This is a genomic window from Zavarzinella formosa DSM 19928 (assembly GCF_000255705.1).
Classification (GTDB): Bacteria; Planctomycetota; Planctomycetia; order Gemmatales; family Gemmataceae; genus Zavarzinella; species Zavarzinella formosa.
Window position 1 is genome coordinate 406119 of sequence record NZ_JH636439.1, and the last position, 16751, is coordinate 422869.

Here is a 16751-nt window from a genome sequence, read left to right on the forward strand (position 1 = left end):
TATCTTTCCCGAAGAGTTGGAAACGTTAGAATCTGATTAACACTTTGAACCCTTGGGGTTCGGAAAAGTTCCGCAATTATCCCCTGACAATTCCGCAAGAATCGCCGAGTGCAAGCGTTCCATCACTTCGCCATCGGACGGGTAATGAGTCGGCAACAAGACTTGCAAAGGGATGGGAATTTCATCCATGCGATAGGCCGTGCCCGGCCGGTGAACGCCGTAAACGGCCGTGGTGAAACGCACCGCCGGGGGAGCCATCGTGACGGTGTTCGGGGCTTCCAAAGCAATCACCGGGATGGATTTCAAATGCTCGATGGCTTCCGGCGGGAACTCGGCGCTTGTCTCGCTGCCGACGAACAGACAGGCATCCACTTCCCGCCGGGCCAGCATTGCTGGGGCCGAGAATTCGCCGGGGTTGAAACGCGGATAACCTTTTGAAAAATTCACGCCGAACGGATAGCCAGTCTGCCAGGTGAGAACGCTGTCGGCGCCGGCGATGTCCCCGAAGCGACGCATCCGGCGGGCGTAAAACCGCGTGTGATCGTTCAGATCAGTCACCAATTGCAACAGGGCTTCCACGTTTTTGTTGGCCAGCGCCCCTTTGATGAGGCCGCCGCCGAAGAACACCACGCCAAACTTGGCCAATTTCATTTGGTTTGCGAGGGCCGCCAATTCCGGACTCGCCTCCGGCATCGGCACGCCTTTGACCAAGGCTCGCAGCGTCCAGAGGGCTTCCCAATCGGATTCCGGCTTCAACCGGATGGCCGAGTTCGCGGCCTTGCTGGTGGCGGTTTCCCTCACATCGACAGCCACAATCGTCCGGCCGGGTCGTGGCGGGGCGTAACGCTCTACGTGCCGGGGGTGGGTGGTGAGCGGGTCGCAGCCCCAATAGATGACCAAATCGGCCCGTGACTTCACTTCGCCAAGCGAACAGGTCGATTCGCCGACTTGTTGCAGGGCCATCAACGACGGGGCGTGTCCGGTGGCGGCTGTGGTGTCGATGGTCGCCCCGACGAGTTCGGCGAGCGCGACGGCCGCTCGTTGGCCCTCGGTGGTGCTGCGGGAAAGGCCGTAGATCAGTGGGGATTTGGCCTGCCGAAGAATGGCGACGGCCGCCGTGATGGCCTCGTCCAGGGGGACTGATTCCCCCCGAATTTCGGCCACCGGCGGGAAATAGGCGTTCTGTTCCAGAAAACGGGGCCGGGCGAGATCGCACGCCCCCTCGGCCGACGTGATGCGGCCCCCCTCGACCGTGATGGAGAGATCGTCGCAAACGCACCCGCACACTGTACAGGGGACATTTTGGAAGAGGGTCTTCTTCATGCAAACTAGATTACGAAAACAGCGGGGAAACATGGCGTTTTTCATCCCCGCCGACCGATTTGGAACCTCTCAAAACTGAACACATTGGACACACTAAAAAGAAAAGAAAGGAAAAATTTCACTTCTTTTCTTCAACCAATGGAACTGGCGGGACGACCGGGGGCGTCTTTGCGTCCGGAACTCGGGCAAAACCGCTGAGAACTTCTTCGGACCACTTTTCGCCGGATTCCGGCCGGTCGCTCTTGGGATAGGAAACGCGGGCCTTCACGATCCAACGGCCTTCTTCGCTGGCGACCTCGAAGAGAAACAGCGTGCCGTCGTATTTCTCGCCACGATCCGGACCGCCTTTGACGTTGACCTTGTGGACCTCGAAGTTGCCAACGGTGATCTTTGTGGGCTTGCCAACTTTGTCGGCCCCGTACACGACTTTGAGGGTCTCGTATTCCTCGCCATATTCCCCGGCGACTTCCGTTTCACGAATCCAATCGGAAAACTTGGAAGCGATGGGGATTGGTATCCAGTACAACGTAGCCACCATGTCGCGGTCCTGGCGCTCCACACCCAGAACGGTGCTGGTCCGGGGTTCGAGCTTTCGCGCCAGGCGGAACGGGCGGATTTCTGTCCAGCCCTTGGGAATCGTGTAAGTGGTCTTGGTGGCCTCGTGGAGAAAGCTGGTTTCGGAGATCCGTCGCAGGAGGGTCAAATCCCGCCGGTCGTCATCCTTTTTGACCAGAATTTCTTCCTTGGGCGCGCCCGAAGTCGCGGGGGGCGTTTTGGGTTCGACTTGGGCAAGGGCCACGCAACCCATCCCGAGAATGATGACACAGGCCGCCTGTCGGTACATTTGAATTCTCCGCGTTGAAACGTCTTGCTTACAATGTCTTGGTTCCGTGCCGCCTCAAAAGGCCCAATTGCATGAACCGTTTTCGTCTGCTTGCATCCAGCCTCCGGTTTTACGTCCGGGGCAACATCGCCGTGTTATTCGGGGCCGCCGTCAGCGCCGCCGTGCTGGCCGGGGCGTTGCTCGTCGGCGATTCCCTTCGGGGAAGCCTACGGGACCGGACCGAACGACAACTCAACGGCACCCAATACGTCCTCACCGCCGGACGCTTTTTCCGCTCGGCCCTCGCCGACGAACTGCCGGGAGGTGTCAAGCCGGTGATTCTGCTTCAGGGGGCCGTCCGCACCCCGGCCGCCCGTGTCGGCAAGGTCAACATCCTCGGCGTCGATGCCCGCTTCGCCCCGCCGGACCAATTGCCCGAAGGGGACACGGTCGTTCTTTCGCACGCCTTGGCCGAAGCCTTGCATGCGAAAGCCGGGGACACCGTCACGGTCACCATGCGGAAGGGAGGCACCCTTCCGCAAAGTTCGGCCCTCGCCAAGCGAGGAGCCTCGGCGACCACGCAAACCAGCGCCTTCACCGTTGGCCGCATTCTCCCCCAAGATGCCCAAGCGGGAGAGTTTACGTTATCGCCAAATCCGTCAACACCGTACAATCTCATCGCATCCATTCAGTCGTTACAACGCGAAACTGGCAAATCCGATCTCGCCAATGTGCTGCTTTCGCCCGCACAGTCATTACAGCCGTTAGAATCGGACTTGCAAGCCCATCTGACGCTACGGGATTGGGATCTCAAAGTTCGCGTCCCGTCAAAACGGCAGGCGTATATCGCCATCGAAAGCGACCGGATGTTGCTCGAACCGGCGGCCATCGAAGCCGCCCAGGCGACGGCCAAAGAAACCAATTGCCGCCTTTCGCCGCTATTCGTGTATCTGACCAACCGCCTGCAAGGAACGGGCGTCGATTTGCCCTATTCCGTCGTCGCCGGGATCGACCCGGCCGACGCCTCGCCGCTGAATCCATTGGCGGGCCAATCGTTGGCCGATGATGAAATCATTTTGGTGCAATGGGAAGACGCCAAATCAACGGATTTGCCGTGGGGCATCAAACCCGGCGAATCGGTGACGCTCACCTATTTCAAACCCGAGGTGGAGGGGCGCATTGAAGAGGCTACCCACACTTTGAAACTCAAAACGATTGTCCCGTTGAAGGGAGCCTTGGAAGATCCGGATCTTGTGCCCGAGTTTCCAGGGATCACCAGCAAACTAAGCATCAAGGATTGGGACCCGCCGTTCCCTTACGACAACACGCGGGTGAAACCAAGGGACGAGCGTTATTGGAATCGTTATCAGGCGACGCCGAAAGCGTATGTGACCCTCAAAACCGCCCGCAAACTATGGGGCGGCCGATTCGGGGACACGACGGCCATCCGGTTGTTGCCCAACTCCGGTGATTTGAAAACCGCGTTGCCGCTTGTGAAAGCCTCCTTGCTCAAAAACCTCGACCCCCAAAAGGGGGGCTTCGTTTTCGATGATGTGCGGAAACGGACGCTCGACGCCAGTTCTGGCAGCACCGATTTTGGGATGTTGTTTGTCGCGTTTAGTTTCTTCCTGATCGCGGCCGCATTGATGTTGGTGGGGTTGTTGTTCCGGCTGAACATGGAACGCCGGGCGAAGGAATTTGGCCTTTTGAGGGCGACCGGGTTTCCGCTCTCCATTGTTCGCCGTCAGATGCTTTGGGAGGGATTGGTTCTTTCCTCGGCGGGAAGCGCCATCGGCTTGGTCGCGGCGGCGGGTTTTGCCGCGTTGATGCTCAAAGTGATGATTAGCCTGTGGCCGACGGCCGGAGTCGGAACATTCTTGAAACTGCACATCTCCCCGACGAGTCTCGCCATCGGATTCGTTGGCAGCGTTTTAATGAGCGAACTGGCCATCCTCTGGGCCATCCGGGGGCTGAGCAAAATCGCCCCGGCTCAATTGCTCAAGGGAAGCACGACTTCGGATGTCGCTCCGAGCCGTTTCCCGATGATGTGGGTCGGCATGGCCTGCGTTGGCTTCCTCGGGGCGGCCGGGCTGGCGTTGATGGCTCCGTCGCTTCCGGCAGGAGAACCACGGGCGGGGGCGTTCTTCGGTTGCGGTTCGATGGTTTTGATTGCACTGATGTCCTTGGTGGCCCTGTGGCTTCGCACGCCGAGGCATCAAACCGTTCACGGGGTGTCCGGCTTGAGCGTGCGGAATGCCTCCCGGAATCCGACTCGCAGTTTGCTGACCGCCGGGTTGTTGGCCTCGGCCGCGTTTCTGATTGTGGCCGTCGAATCGTTTCGCCGAACTCCTGACCAAGACTTTTTGAAATCCGATGGTGGCAGCGGCGGCTTCCCGTTGCTGGCCGAATCGGACAGCCCGTTGTTCATGGATTTCAACACGAAGGAATCCGCCGGGGAGGACAACCCGGCGATGAACCAAGTCACCATCATAAACGAGATCATTGGCAATTTGCAGCAGAAGGCCCAGGCAGATGGCAAAACGGCGAAAGAGCGGGAAGCGATCATCGACCGGGCGACGCATTTGCTCCAGGAAACGACCTTCCACCCCTTTGCCGTGCGGGCCGGGGACGATGCCAGTTGCCTGAATCTCTATCAGGCTACCCGTCCGCGTGTGTTGGGCGTGCCAGATTCGATCATTGATGCCAAGGGATTTCGCTTCAGCGACACGGACGCCAAGACGGAGGCCGAGAAGGCGAATCCGTGGCTGATCTTGCGGCGGGAGGGGGATGCCATCCCCGGTTTCGTCGAGGAAAACACGGCCATCTGGCAGTTGAAAAAGGGCATCGGCGACATTTTGGAAATCCCGGATGAAACCGGCAAACCGGTGAAGATCGTCCTCGCCGGGTTCCTCAAGGATAGCGTGTTTCAAAGCGAAGTGCTGATCGCCGGAAGCGCCTTCCGCAAGGCATTCCCCCGCACGGAAGGGGCCGCTTATTTCCTCATCAACGCGCCGTCCACCGAGGTTGATGCCGTAAGCGCCATCCTCGCGGACGGGCTGGCCCCCTATGGTTTCGAGCCGGTGAAAAGCTCCGACCGCCTCGGGATGTATCTCGCCGTGCAGAACACCTACCTGTCCACATTCCAATTGCTCGGCGGTTTTGGTCTGCTGCTCGGCGGATTGGGGCTGGCGGTGGTGCTGTTGCGAAATGTCTTCGAGCGACGGGGCGAACTCTCCCTTTTGCGGGCGTTCGGCTACCGGGCCGGAACACTGGACCGGTTGGTGTTCGTCGAGAACTCACTGCTGTTGGTGATGGGGCTGGGAGCCGGGGTGCTGGCCGCCCTCGCCGCCGTGGCCCCGCACTTGGCGGGAGGCGGGGAAATCCCGTGGGCAAGGCTGGCCCTTGTCCTCACAGGGGTGTTGGTCACCGGGTTGCTCGCCGCCGCGATTGCCGTGCGATATTCCCTGCGGATCTCGGTGGTGCAGGGGTTGAGGAAGGAATAAAGAATTGCCTCAACCAATTTGGCCTTGGAAGACAAAGACGGGGGGCTGATTCCGCCAAGCTTCTTCTCGGGCCACATCTTCATGGAGTTGTCGAACCCGTTGCCGGAGATGACTGACACGGAACCATTCAAATAGTTCCTCCGGATCAGATTCATTCAGAGGGGCCGGGGGCGGCCAGGCTGTGTTGGAAGCAGCCCCCAAGAGTTGTCCACAAGTCGGGCAAATTGGTTCGTCCATCGGCAGGCACTCCGATTGTTCAAAACTCGGCGACGAACCCCCGACCGAAAATCACTTCTTTTTCTTGGCAATGGCTGCTTGAACGGCTGACCCGAGATCGGCCGGGGTCGGGGCGATTTCGATGTTGGCCGCCGTCAATGCCTTGATCTTGCTTTCGGCCGACCCGCCGCTGCCTTCGACGATCGCCCCGGCGTGGCCCATCCGGCGGCCGGGGGGAGCCGTCACCCCGGCGATGAACGCGGCCACCGGCTTTTTCACATGCTTGGCGATGTAATCGGCCGCCCGTTCCTCGGCGTTGCCGCCGATTTCGCCGATCATCAGGATCGCTTCCGTGCCGGGGTCGTTCTCGAACATTTCCAGCAAGTCGATCTGCGTCGTGCCGGGAATCGGATCGCCGCCGATGCCCACACAGGTGGACTGGCCGAGGCCCAACGCCGAGAGTTGGAACACGGCTTCGTAGGTCAGCGTGCCCGAACGGCTGATGAGGCCGACGGGGCCGGGCTTGTGGATGTAACCCGGCATGATGCCGATCTTGCACTGGCCGGGGGTGATGATGCCCGGACAGTTCGGCCCGATGAGCCGCACGCCCGGCTTGGTCTTGAGGAAACGCATCACCTTGGACATGTCCAGAACCGGGATGCCTTCGGTGATGGCAATGATAACCTTGATGCCCGCGTCGGCGGCTTCCATGATCGCGTCGGCGGCGGCGGGCGGCGGCACGAAGATCATGCTGGCGTTTGCCCCCGTCTTGGCGACGGATTCGGCCACCGTGTTGAAGATCGGGAAGCCTTCCTTGACCGTGCCCCCCTTGCCGGGCGTGATGCCCCCGACCATTTGTGTGCCGTAATCGCGGCATTGAATGGCGTGGAACGTCCCCGCTTTGCCGAGGCCCTGACAGATCACGCGGGTGTTTTTGTCGACGAGAATGCTCATGGAAATCCGGGGTCCGGGGTTTTGTTTATCAGGTCTCGGGTCACACCTTGGCGAAGTCTTCGACAAGCCATTGGCCGGTTGTCTTGTCCTTCACCAGCTTCACTTGGTAGGTTTTCTTCTGCCCGCCGGACTCCAGTTCGGCAGTCACGGTGGCCGCGTCCTTGTTGCCGGTCAGTTCGCTTTTCGGCATCGAATAGGCGATCGTTTCGCCCCGCCATGACTTCATCTTTTGGGTCACGAAGCCGACGTTATAGGCGAAGCCGTTTTTCTTGTCTGTCTCGCTCGGCGCTTCGATGGAGGCCAGCCACGAGGGGAGCATGAGGGCCTGGGCCTGTCGCAGATCGCCGCCGATCAGCGTCTCCAGGAAATTCCGGGCCGTGTCCGAGGCGGCCGCGAGTTCGGGTTCCTCGGTCTTGGGGGCGTCGCCCGCCAAGAACCGGTCCGATCGGTGCAGCCAGTCCACCTTGAGGCCGTTCGCCTCGCGGATCATTTTCAGGCAGAACGCATCCACTTTGTTCGGGGATTTGGCCCGGCCTCGCAGGACGATGGTGTTGCCGTAGCCGGATTCCTTCACATCCTCGACAGTCATCTTTTCAAACTTGCTGAGGAAGTTTTGCACATCAGCGTCCGAGTAGCCGACTTTCTTCTCTTCGTCGGTCATCGGCTTGGAGATGGTCTTTTTGAAGGCCGGGGTGAGATCATCCGGCTTGGCTTTGCCTTCGCTCAATGCCTTCAAAAACTCATCGGCCTTCGCACGGGCGCTTGGGCCTTGGGGAAGCGTCGCCACCGTGTCCGTCGTTGACGGCTTGCTCGAAGGCTTTGTCGCCGTCGATTGTTCTTTGCAACCGGTCATCAGGGCCAGCGCCAACAACAAGCCCGAACCCGGCATCGTCCGAATCATCGTCCGCCGCATGAAGCACCTCATGTTGTCACACGGACGAGGGAGAGAATCGTCCTTGCTCATTCTCCCCGCGACGCTCGCGGGGCGTTGTATTGTTGTCACGCTGTTCCGGGAAGCCGGAACAAATCAGCCACCGGACACGAAAAATCCGGAAGTATTCCGTTGCCGGTCAGGGTGTCCGATTCGTCCAGAACTCTCATCTGACCGCTCAAAGAGAACTCGATCACCGCTTGGTCGTCTGAATCGATCACCCAAATCAGGAACACGCCTAATTTCAGGTATTGAATCACTCTCCGCATCATGATGGTAAGATCATTACAAGAAGAGAGAAGTTCGACACATAGCAAAGGAACTCGACGGCAAAATCCTTTGCTCAAGTCCTTGCGGCCAACCCTCTCTCCGATCATCATGAGGTTCGGTCCAAGGACGGTGTCGTCCGAAGTAACCAAGCCCGCACTCTTGCCGAAAACCGTTCCCCGGCCGTGCAAGAGAGAATAACTCATCAGTCGATATCCAACGATGGCCGACACAATTCCGTAAAGTTCCCCGGCCAAAGGCACATCGACAATTTTCCCGAGATGCAGTTCACACTTCCGGTCCTGATTCTCGGGCAGGTCACGCCACGATTGGAACTCGTCAACTGTCATGTGCCCGGAGATCATGAGGTTGCCCTCTTACGCCTTGGCGGCCGCCACGACCATCTTGGCCGCTTCGGTCAACCCGGAGGCCGACTGGATCATGGGCAGTTCGGCCTTCACGCTGTTCAGGATTTCGCGGGCTTTCTCGACGTTGGTTCCTTCCAACCGGACGATCACCGGAACCTTGAAGCCGACTTCTCGCCCGGCCTTCACCAGCGCCTCGGCGATCAGGTCGCACTTGGCAATGCCGCCGAAGATGTTGACGAGAATGCCCTTCACCTTGGAATCGGAAAGAATGATGCGGAAGGCTTCGATGGCCGCCTCGGGGGTGACGCCGCCGCCGACGTCAAGGAAGTTGGCCGGGGAACCGCCGTGGTGGGCCACGATGTCCATTGTGCCCATCGCCAGCCCGGCCCCGTTGACCAGACAGCCGATGGTGCCGTCGAGTTGGATGAAGTTCAGGTTGGCTTTGCTCGCCCGGATTTCGACCGGGTTTTCTTCGGCGAGATCCCGCAGGGTCGCGATATCCGGGTGGCGGAACATGGCGTTGTCGTCGAAGTCGATCTTGGCGTCGAGGACGACCACATCACCCTTCTTGGTGACCGCCAGCGGGTTGATTTCGGCCAGGCTGGCGTCCTTCTCCAGAAACACCTTGGAGAGCGCCATCATGATCGATTCGACTTTGGCGATCTGGTCGCCGGTGAAGCCGAGTTCAAAAGCGACCCGCCGGGCTTGGTAGGGTTGCAGGCCCACTTCCGGGCTGACGGGGACCTTGATGATGAGTTCCGGCGTGTCGTGGGCGACTTTTTCAATGTCCATCCCCCCGGCGGAACTGGCCATCAGCACAGGCTGACCGGAGGCCCGGTCGAGGACCATCGCCAGGTAATATTCCTTCGCCGGTTCGGCATCGGCTTGGACGATCAACGTCTTGATCGGCTGGCCTTCCGGCCCGGTTTGGATCGTCACGAGCGAATGGGCCAGCATCGCGGCCGCGATGGTTTTGGCCTTTTCCTTGGTGGGGACGAATTTCACGCCGCCGAGCTTGTCCGCGTATCCCTTCAACTGACCGGCGCCGCGTCCCCCGGCGTGAATTTGGGCCTTGATCATGGCCCCGGTGCCGCCGAGTTGTTCAAAGGCGGCGGCCGCCTCGTCAGGCGTGCGGACAACGATGTGCTTGGGGATGTTGGCCCCGGCGGCGGCGAACAGTTCCTTGGCCTGATACTCGTGGATCTTCAAGGGGGACTCCGGCAGTCGAATGGGATGTGGAGAAGTTATACGACGCGATGGGTTGAAGAGAAGACGACCCGCGAAAGCACAAAGGCCGCCCAAAGTTTCGCCGAAAGAACCGGGGAAAATTTCTCTCCCCAAGTTTCCCGGCGCTGGCTTTGCGCGGCCTTTGTGTCTTTGTGATTCGGCTTCTTTTCGGCCAATTTTATCAGGCGATCAGTGAAGTGATCGGCTTGCCGGCCTTGTCCACGATGCGGATCGGGCGCTTGGTCGGCGTTTCGTTTTCCTTGGTGTAATCGACGCCCAACAGGGTGCAGACGGTGGCGAGGAAGTCCATCGCGTTGGTCTTGCCTTCCTCGACGGTGCCGCCTTCCTTGTCAGTCTTGCCGTAAACGGTGCCGTGCTTCAAACCGGCCCCGAACATGGCGAGGCTCCAAGCCTTCGGGAAGTGGTCGCGGCCGGGCTTGTCGCCCCGTGTGTTGATGTTCGGCGTGCGGCCGAACTCGCCCATCACGATCACCAGCGTGGAATCAAGAAGGCCATGCTCCTTCAGATCTTTCAGGAGGGCGGCTACCCCACCGTCGAGTTTCGGCAGCAGGTTGTCCTTCAACCGGGCGAAGTTGTCTTGGTGGGTGTCCCAACCGCCAAGGCCGACTTCGACGAACGGGACGCCAACTTCCACCAACCGACGGGCCATCAACAAGCCCTGGCTGAAGTTGTCGCTGGCGAACGCCGAACGGGAGGAAGAAGGCTCGGCCGAGAGATCAAACGCCTTGGCTTCCTTAGACTTCATCATCGTGACGGCCCGTGCGTAGGTCGTCTTGTGATCGTTGATCGAATCGGCCTGATAGTCGTGATAGAACGCCGATTCGAGTTCTTGGAGCAACCCGACGCGGTTGTCGAACTGGCCGGTGGAAACTTGGGAAGCCAGATCCTGCACGCCCCGGTTCGGGTCGCTCACGATCAGCGGTTGGTGCTTCGGCCCGATGAAACCGCTGCCGAAACTGCGGCCGCCGATGGTCACATAGTTCGGGATGCTGGCGTCGGCCCGGCCGATTTCCTTGGAGACGATGGCCCCGATGGACGGGTAAACCAAGCCACCCTGGCCTTCGCGGTAGCCGGTGTGCATGTTGTACTTGGCCCGCGGGTGGGCGCCTTCGGCCGTGCTCATGCCACGAATCAACACGCCTTGGTTCATCCATTGGGCGAGCTTCGGCAGGTGTTCGCTAATCTGGATGCCGGTCGCGGATGTTTTGATCTGCTTGAAGTCCCCGGCTCCCTTGCTCTCGGGCTTCAAGTCCCAAGTGTCTTTGTGGCTCGGGCCGCCGTCTTGCCACACGAGAATGCAGTGCTTGGCCTTGGCCTTCGGGTTGGCGGCGGTGGTGGCCGCGCGGGCGGCGAGGACGTTCATCCAGCCGGAGAACGAGGCCCCGAACACGCCCATCGACGAGAGCTTCATGAAGTCGCGGCGGTTCTTTTCGGACAGGGTATTGAGGAACATATCTGGCTCACCAAATGGAAGGTTTTGGAAATTTAATTTTTAACGGTTCAGCGTGAATTCACTGGAGTTCAACAACACCCACATCACGTCGGAGTAGGCCTGCTTGGGGTCGGTTTGCTTGGCCACATAGTCCTTCATCTTCTTCAACTCATCCGTGCTCGGCCGGCGGGAGAGGGTGCCGAGGTAGAGCTTTTCGATGGCTTTGTCCGGGGTGGTCGCCGGACGGGCCACTTCGGCGATCCGATTGGCGGCCGACAACAGTCGGCCGTTGGCCATCAGCGGGCTGTTCATCAGTCGGAGGGCTTGCGGAATGCCGGCTTCATATTCGGTCGGCTTGGCGGTTTCCGTCCCCATGAAGAAGAGGGCAAACTGGTCTCGCGGGCCTTGGGGGCCGCCCTTCGGGGCGGGGGCCATCTTGGCTTTGCCGCCATCCTTGCCGCCGCCGGGGACACCCAGCACGGCGGCGAGACTGTCGAATAGTTGTTCGGCCGTCAGCACTTTGATGCCTTGATGGCTGAACATGGTTTTGTCGTCACGATTATCCCCAAGCGGTTTGCTAGAGCGTTGATACGCTTGGGAGTTGCAAATGCCCCGGATCAGGTGTTTGATGTCGAAGCCGCTGGCGGCGAATTCCTTGGAGAGATTGGCCAGCAGTTCCGGGTGCGTCGGGACATTCTCGTCGCTCAGGTCGTCAACCGGGTTCACGATTCCCCGGCCGAAGTATTGGGACCAAATCCGATTGACGAACGCCTTGGCGAAGAACGGATTCGACGGGGTGCAAATCCACTGGGCCAACGCGGGCCGGTAAGGTTCGCTGCTGTTCAACTTGACTTCATCCGAACCCAAATACTTGGCCGAAACGTGTTTGGCGGCTTCCGGCAGGGCGTTGACTTTCCGGTTGACCCGGCCGTCTTCGTTGACGGTGATCGTGCCGCCGTCTTTGGCGGCGCGAGGGTTGCTGACGTTCACCTTGTAGAAGAACTGGGCCAGCCCCCAATATTCAGTCTGCTTCCAGTGGGTGAACGGGTGGTTGTGGCATTGGGCACATTGAATTTGCACCCCGAGGAACAACTTGCCGACGCTGTCGGTCATCTTGTCCACGCCACGGTTGGCCATCATGTAGCCGGTGGCGCCGTTTTTGTCGAGATCGCCGGTGGCCGTCATGAGTTCATAGGCCATCGTGTCCCAGTGCATGTTGGCGTTGAACTTCTCGGTCAGCCATTCCCGCAAGGGAGCCTTGCTGACGAAGCGGTTTTCCGAATCAATCGGGTTCATCATCACCGTCCAAATGTCGGACTGGTGTTTGCCGAATTCCGGGGCGGAGAGCAATTCGTTAATCAGTTTGGCCCGTTTGTCCGGGGAGCGGTCATCCAAGAAAGCAGAAGCTCGTTCGACCGTGGGAACCACACCGGTGATGTCCAGACACACCCGGCGAAGGAACTCGGCGTCGGAGGATTGGGAAGAGACTTGGATTTTGGCGTCTTTGAGGGGCTTGTCGATCCCCATGTCGATCATTTTCGCCAAGGCTTCCGTGGCCATCGGCTTGGCCGGGGCGGCCGGCGGGGTCTTGGAGATGACGACCGCTTTGCCGCCATTCGCGGGTTCTGGCGGCTTTTCAGCCTCGGCCTTTTTCTTGGCTTCCAGAAGTTTCAGTTGCTTGGCTTTTTTCTTGTCAGCCTTCGTGTCCCCGTCGGCGGCATTGGAGGAAGCCTGGGAGACAATCATTCCGACGGCTATCGTCAGTGAGAGGGTGGCAATGGTTTTGCGAATCCACATATATCATCTCCGTGTCAACGGTCTGGTGTCGCGGACGTTGGAAGTTCATTCACTGCATTGAACCCCGATAATAAAGAAAAGTTTCTCGCGGAATTAGGCGTCCGTCCAGCGAAAGTGTGAATTTCACCGGAGCAAATCTGATGGCTGGCAATGTGGCGATTCGTCGGGGTGAAAACCAAGATGCCGGGACGATTGCGGCATTCAACCGGGCAATGGCTTGGGAAACCGAGGAAAAAGAGCTGGATCTGGCGACCGTGACCCGCGGGGTTGGCCGGGTATTTGAAGATCCCATGAAGGGTTTTTATCTGGTGGCCGAGGCGGATGGCGAGATCGTTGGCCAGTTAATGGTGACTTTCGAGTGGAGCGACTGGCGGGATGGCTGGTTCTGGTGGATTCAGAGCGTCTATGTGCGGGAAGATCATCGCCGAACGGGCATTTTCCGGCAATTATTCGATTCGGCCGTTGAACAGGCGAAAAAAGCCGGGGATGTGGTCGGTCTGCGGCTCTATGTGGAACGGGATAACACGAAGGCCCAAGCCACTTACCAGAGTTTGGGAATGTATGATGCCGGATATCTGGTCGAGGAAACGATGATTATTCCCCTCTGACGGCTCATCGTTCCCGTCGCACAGCCCATCGGGCGACTTGTTCCAAGGCCGTGCGATAAGCGGACGGGGCTAGTTGCGAGATCGCCAGCCGGGCCTCGTCGATCATGGTCTCGGCCTGCAATTGGGCCGATTCGACGGAACCGGAGGCGATCACATCTTCAATCACTTCCGCATCATGCTCTGTCGTGGCCAGCAGTCCCTTGAGCCGATGACTGGCCTCGGCGCTTAGTGAATTGATGTAACGGATCACCGGCAGGGTCATTTTTCGCTGGGCGAGATCGGTTCCCAAGGTTTTGCCGACGGTGTTCGCGTCCCCCCGCAGGTCCAGCACGTCGTCGGCCACCTGAAATGCCATGCCGAGATGCCGGCCATAATCGGCCATCCGGCGTTCGACCACCGGCGAGGCCCCGGCGTATCTGGCTCCGAGGCGGGTGGCGCATTCCGTCAGCACGCCGGTTTTGCCTTCGATGATCTCGAAGTAATCGGCCTCGCTCAAGTCAAGCCGCCCGGCTTTGGTCACTTGCAGCAGTTCCCCGGCACAGACCTTGTTTGTTGTGTCGCCGATCACTTCGCAGGCTTTGGCATCCACGGTGGCACAAAGTCGGAAAGCGGCTGAAAACAGCATGTCCCCGAGCAAAATGCTCGCGTGATTGCCCCAATTGGCGTTCACCGTGGCCGTGTGTCGCCGGGTGTCGGCGGCATCCAGCACATCATCGTGAACCAGCGTGGCGGTGTGGATCATTTCCACCACGGCGCCGAGGATATGGTGTTCCCGTTTCACGCTGCCGATGGCGTGGCCGGCGAGCAAAACGAGCATTGGCCGCAGGCGTTTGCCTCGATAATGGTCGAGATGCTGGATAATTGGCCCAAACCGGACCCGGAAGGGTTCCAAAGTGGCTTGATAGATGCGTTCGACTTCCTCCAGATCGCGGGCCACCAAGGCCATCGGAAGGGCATCCTTGCGGGTGGCTGGCATTTCGCCCAGAATCATCTTGTTCGACATGTCCGGCTCCTCAAGACGTTCCACGGACAAACTCCCCAGACTTCCCGCCCGACTTTCGTTCCAACCGCACGGCCTCGATGGTCATTTCCCGGTCCACGGCCTTGGCCATGTCGTAAACCGTCAGGGCGGCGACGGTCACGGCCGTCAGGGCCTCCATCTCCACCCCGGTTTTCCCGGTCACCTTCGCCTCAGCGGTGATTCGGAGGGCATCATCCCCCTCGGGAACCAAATCGACCTTCAAGCCGGAGACGGGCAACGGATGACACAACGGGATCAGGCTGCTGGTCTGCTTGGCCCCCATGATTCCCGCGAGCCGGGCGACTTCCAGGACATCCCCCTTGGCCATCTGCCGATCCAAAATCAACCGGAGAGTTTCCGGTTTCATGCGGACCAACCCGGAGGCGACCGCCACGCGGACCGTGTCAGCCTTGCCGGAAACATCAACCATCCGACTGGCACCGGCCTCGTCGAAATGGCTTAGCTCGCCCATGTTTGCCTCGCGGGGACTTCTTTAAATCCCCTTCTGTGGATCAGAACCGAAATCAAATGAGAATCACAACGGTGTTATTTTCCCGGCCTTGGGAAAAATGAACGCCGATCTATCGACATGGATAGATCGGCGAACAAGGGAACGAGTCGGAAAAAGAACATGAACTTCAATGACCGAAATCGCTCGGAGATTTACACTTGGGCGTCATTCGTCTGCTTTGTATTCGACAGCCGTTTGGCGGACAGGTCGTAAGCCTCGGCCAGCAGTGTCTTCAAAGCGATGAATGTCTCTTCGCTCGGATTAAGCACACAGATCCAGTACATCTTCCCATAAACGGGATGCGGCATGATCCGGTCCAGGGCCGTGAAGTCATGAGCCGTTTCCTCCTCACCGGTTGCTTTCGGGGGAAACAACGATTGGAAGGTGTGCTTGCCGACGCCGATGTTGAAGCGAAAAACACTGGGGCGACCGAGGTCTGAGAAAGCCCCGTCCGTGTCCGAGGTGACCATCGTGGCAAACGGGAACATTTTCGCCGGATCATTGAAAAAGAACGTGTCGCCCGACACCGTGACCGACTCGACATCGGGAAAGGCGCCGATGATGTACTGGCTGATGGCGGTTTCGTTCATTTCTGCTCCTTACTTTGGGTCTTTTTTCCCGGTTGGTGAATAGTCCGGCTTCCAGATCCACGGCAGGACTTGCGTTCGCTTGCCCCATGCCTCCCACTTCGCGGTCAGTTCGCTGACTTTCTCCGGATTCTTCGAGGCCAGATCGGTGGCTTCCGTCCGGTCGGTTGCGATGTTGTAAAGCTCCCATTGGGCGCCCGGACCTTTGGCGACGAGTTTCCAATCACCAGAGCGGATGGCCCGGTTGCCCTCGTGTTCCCAGAAGATATCCCGGTCGAGGGGCTTGTTGGCGAAGGCCGCAACGAGGGTTTTGCCTTCCAACGGGGTGGCCGGTTGCTCGCCTGGCTTGGCACCCGCCAGGTCAACGCAGGTCGCGGCGATGTCAATGAGATGGCCGGGTTGCTTCCGAAGTTCGCCTTTCACGGCGATTCCGTTCGGCCAGTGGGCGATCAACGGAGTGCTGATACCCCCTTCGTGGACCCAGTGCTTGTATTCGCGGAATGGCGTGTTGGAGACGTTCGCCCAACCCCGGCCGTAGGCCACATAAGTGTCCGGCCCCCCCGGCATCACCTTCGGCCCCATCCGCACCGGGAAGCCATCGCGGGTTTGTTTGGGGACGCTTCCGGCGGCAGAAAACTCTTCCGGCTTCATGACCGGGAACGCCGGCTTCTCCGGCCGGTCGATGTTCGGGTGTTCTTTGTTTCCGGCCCGGCCCATCACTTCGGCACAACCGCCGTTATCTTGCAGAAACAGGATGAGGGTGTTCTCGAATTGCCCGGTGCGTTTGAGTTCGGCGATCAGTTTGCCGATGCCCTGATCCATCCGGTCGATCATGGCCGCGTACACTTCCATGCCTGCCGATTCCCATTTTTGGCTCATCCGAGAAGTTCGTACTCAGGGGTTGCCAAAAAAGAGGAGCATGCCGTTTCATGAAAGGTAACCACACCATCTTCAGGAAGCCGGCATGTCCTCCACGCTACTGTATCGTGTTTTCGGTGTTCGGGACTATCAAGTCGTTCGGACCTCCTCCGCCGAGGGCGGCCTGACCCTTCATCTCCGGCAGGATCCCGCCCATGACCGCTGTTCGTCCTGTCAGTCCGCCAACGTCATCCGACGCGGGGTCGTGGAACGCACCGTCCGCACCCTCCCGGTTGGCGGCAAG

14 protein-coding genes and 1 pseudogene are annotated in these 16751 nt (G+C 59.4%); 3 read left to right on the forward strand and 12 right to left on the reverse strand.

What is annotated here, in order from left to right; all coding sequences use genetic code 11:
- Nucleotides 1–36: 36 nt before the first annotated feature.
- Both BGIM_RS0102550 and BGIM_RS0102555 read right to left on the reverse strand, forming a co-directional pair.
- Nucleotides 37–1323: a formylmethanofuran dehydrogenase subunit B gene (locus BGIM_RS0102550; RefSeq protein ID WP_052639625.1), complete on the reverse strand. Its 1287-nt coding sequence runs from the start codon at nucleotides 1321–1323 to the stop codon at nucleotides 37–39.
- Nucleotides 1324–1441: 118 nt separating this feature from the next.
- The gene (locus BGIM_RS0102555) at nucleotides 1442–2167 is read right to left on the reverse strand and encodes a hypothetical protein (protein WP_020468234.1); all 726 of its coding nucleotides are present in this window, start codon (nucleotides 2165–2167) and stop codon (nucleotides 1442–1444) included.
- 71 nt (nucleotides 2168–2238) lie between these two features.
- Here BGIM_RS0102555 and BGIM_RS0102560 point away from each other — a divergent pair, with 71 nt between their 5' ends.
- Nucleotides 2239–5649: an ABC transporter permease gene (locus BGIM_RS0102560; protein WP_020468235.1), complete on the forward strand. Its 3411-nt coding sequence runs from the start codon at nucleotides 2239–2241 to the stop codon at nucleotides 5647–5649.
- Nucleotides 5650–5937: 288 nt separating this feature from the next.
- Here BGIM_RS0102560 and sucD read toward each other — a convergent pair whose 3' ends face one another.
- From sucD to BGIM_RS0102600, 6 genes are all read right to left on the reverse strand, one after another.
- On the reverse strand, nucleotides 5938–6819 hold the full coding sequence (gene sucD / locus BGIM_RS0102570; protein WP_020468237.1) for a succinate--CoA ligase subunit alpha: 882 nt from the start codon (nucleotides 6817–6819) through the stop codon (nucleotides 5938–5940).
- Nucleotides 6820–6859: 40 nt separating this feature from the next.
- Nucleotides 6860–7732, reverse strand: coding sequence for a hypothetical protein (locus BGIM_RS0102575; protein ID WP_020468238.1), 873 nt, complete (start codon nucleotides 7730–7732; stop codon nucleotides 6860–6862).
- 86 nt (nucleotides 7733–7818) lie between these two features.
- On the reverse strand, nucleotides 7819–8382 hold the full coding sequence (locus tag BGIM_RS0102580) for a Uma2 family endonuclease (protein ID WP_020468239.1): 564 nt from the start codon (nucleotides 8380–8382) through the stop codon (nucleotides 7819–7821).
- A 12-nt stretch (nucleotides 8383–8394) separates the two neighbouring features.
- Complete coding sequence (gene sucC / locus BGIM_RS0102585) at nucleotides 8395–9594, reverse strand: ADP-forming succinate--CoA ligase subunit beta (protein WP_020468240.1); 1200 nt, start codon at nucleotides 9592–9594, stop codon at nucleotides 8395–8397.
- Between the two features lie 199 nt (nucleotides 9595–9793).
- Nucleotides 9794–11086, reverse strand: a complete 1293-nt coding sequence (locus tag BGIM_RS0102595; RefSeq protein WP_020468242.1) for a DUF1501 domain-containing protein — start codon at nucleotides 11084–11086, stop codon at nucleotides 9794–9796.
- A gap of 39 nt (nucleotides 11087–11125) precedes the next feature.
- The gene (locus tag BGIM_RS0102600; RefSeq protein ID WP_020468243.1) at nucleotides 11126–12862 is read right to left on the reverse strand and encodes a DUF1549 and DUF1553 domain-containing protein; all 1737 of its coding nucleotides are present in this window, start codon (nucleotides 12860–12862) and stop codon (nucleotides 11126–11128) included.
- Between the two features lie 140 nt (nucleotides 12863–13002).
- Here BGIM_RS0102600 and BGIM_RS0102605 point away from each other — a divergent pair, with 140 nt between their 5' ends.
- Nucleotides 13003–13470, forward strand: a complete 468-nt coding sequence (locus BGIM_RS0102605) for a GNAT family N-acetyltransferase (RefSeq protein ID WP_020468244.1) — start codon at nucleotides 13003–13005, stop codon at nucleotides 13468–13470.
- Between the two features lie 4 nt (nucleotides 13471–13474).
- Here the strand turns inward: BGIM_RS0102605 and BGIM_RS0102610 are convergent, their stop codons facing one another.
- The 4 genes from BGIM_RS0102610 to BGIM_RS48380 form a co-directional block, all read right to left on the reverse strand.
- Nucleotides 13475–14497: a polyprenyl synthetase family protein gene (locus BGIM_RS0102610; protein ID WP_020468245.1), complete on the reverse strand. Its 1023-nt coding sequence runs from the start codon at nucleotides 14495–14497 to the stop codon at nucleotides 13475–13477.
- Nucleotides 14484–14963, reverse strand: a complete 480-nt coding sequence (gene moaC / locus BGIM_RS0102615) for a cyclic pyranopterin monophosphate synthase MoaC (protein WP_020468246.1) — start codon at nucleotides 14961–14963, stop codon at nucleotides 14484–14486. The genes BGIM_RS0102610 and moaC overlap by 14 nt, the downstream gene beginning before the upstream one ends.
- Before the next feature lie 191 nt (nucleotides 14964–15154).
- A complete protein-coding gene (locus tag BGIM_RS0102620; protein WP_020468247.1) occupies nucleotides 15155–15592 on the reverse strand; it encodes a DUF6194 family protein in 438 nt (145 codons plus the stop codon).
- A gap of 9 nt (nucleotides 15593–15601) precedes the next feature.
- Complete coding sequence (locus tag BGIM_RS48380) at nucleotides 15602–16468, reverse strand: sulfatase-like hydrolase/transferase (protein ID WP_084759659.1); 867 nt, start codon at nucleotides 16466–16468, stop codon at nucleotides 15602–15604.
- An 85-nt stretch (nucleotides 16469–16553) separates the two neighbouring features.
- Between BGIM_RS48380 and BGIM_RS66925 the strand changes: the two are divergent.
- Nucleotides 16554–16751: pseudogene (locus BGIM_RS66925) on the forward strand (ISL3 family transposase); the annotation flags it as partial.

What these genes read in the sequence shown, in the direction of transcription:
- BGIM_RS0102580 (WP_020468239.1), bottom strand. Translation starts at nt 8,382, where the DNA reads ATGATCTCCGGGCACATGACAGTTGACGAGTTCCAATCGTGGCGTGAC.
- sucD (WP_020468237.1), bottom strand. Translation starts at nt 6,819, where the DNA reads ATGAGCATTCTCGTCGACAAAAACACCCGCGTGATCTGTCAGGGCCTC.
- BGIM_RS0102600 (WP_020468243.1), bottom strand. Translation starts at nt 12,862, where the DNA reads ATGTGGATTCGCAAAACCATTGCCACCCTCTCACTGACGATAGCCGTC.
- BGIM_RS0102550 (WP_052639625.1), bottom strand. Translation starts at nt 1,323, where the DNA reads ATGAAGAAGACCCTCTTCCAAAATGTCCCCTGTACAGTGTGCGGGTGC.
- BGIM_RS0102595 (WP_020468242.1), bottom strand. Translation starts at nt 11,086, where the DNA reads ATGTTCCTCAATACCCTGTCCGAAAAGAACCGCCGCGACTTCATGAAG.
- BGIM_RS0102575 (WP_020468238.1), bottom strand. Translation starts at nt 7,732, where the DNA reads ATGCGGCGGACGATGATTCGGACGATGCCGGGTTCGGGCTTGTTGTTG.
- moaC (WP_020468246.1), bottom strand. Translation starts at nt 14,963, where the DNA reads ATGGGCGAGCTAAGCCATTTCGACGAGGCCGGTGCCAGTCGGATGGTT.
- BGIM_RS0102560 (WP_020468235.1), top strand. Translation starts at nt 2,239, where the DNA reads ATGAACCGTTTTCGTCTGCTTGCATCCAGCCTCCGGTTTTACGTCCGG.
- BGIM_RS0102555 (WP_020468234.1), bottom strand. Translation starts at nt 2,167, where the DNA reads ATGTACCGACAGGCGGCCTGTGTCATCATTCTCGGGATGGGTTGCGTG.
- BGIM_RS0102620 (WP_020468247.1), bottom strand. Translation starts at nt 15,592, where the DNA reads ATGAACGAAACCGCCATCAGCCAGTACATCATCGGCGCCTTTCCCGAT.
- BGIM_RS48380 (WP_084759659.1), bottom strand. Translation starts at nt 16,468, where the DNA reads ATGAGCCAAAAATGGGAATCGGCAGGCATGGAAGTGTACGCGGCCATG.
- BGIM_RS0102605 (WP_020468244.1), top strand. Translation starts at nt 13,003, where the DNA reads ATGGCTGGCAATGTGGCGATTCGTCGGGGTGAAAACCAAGATGCCGGG.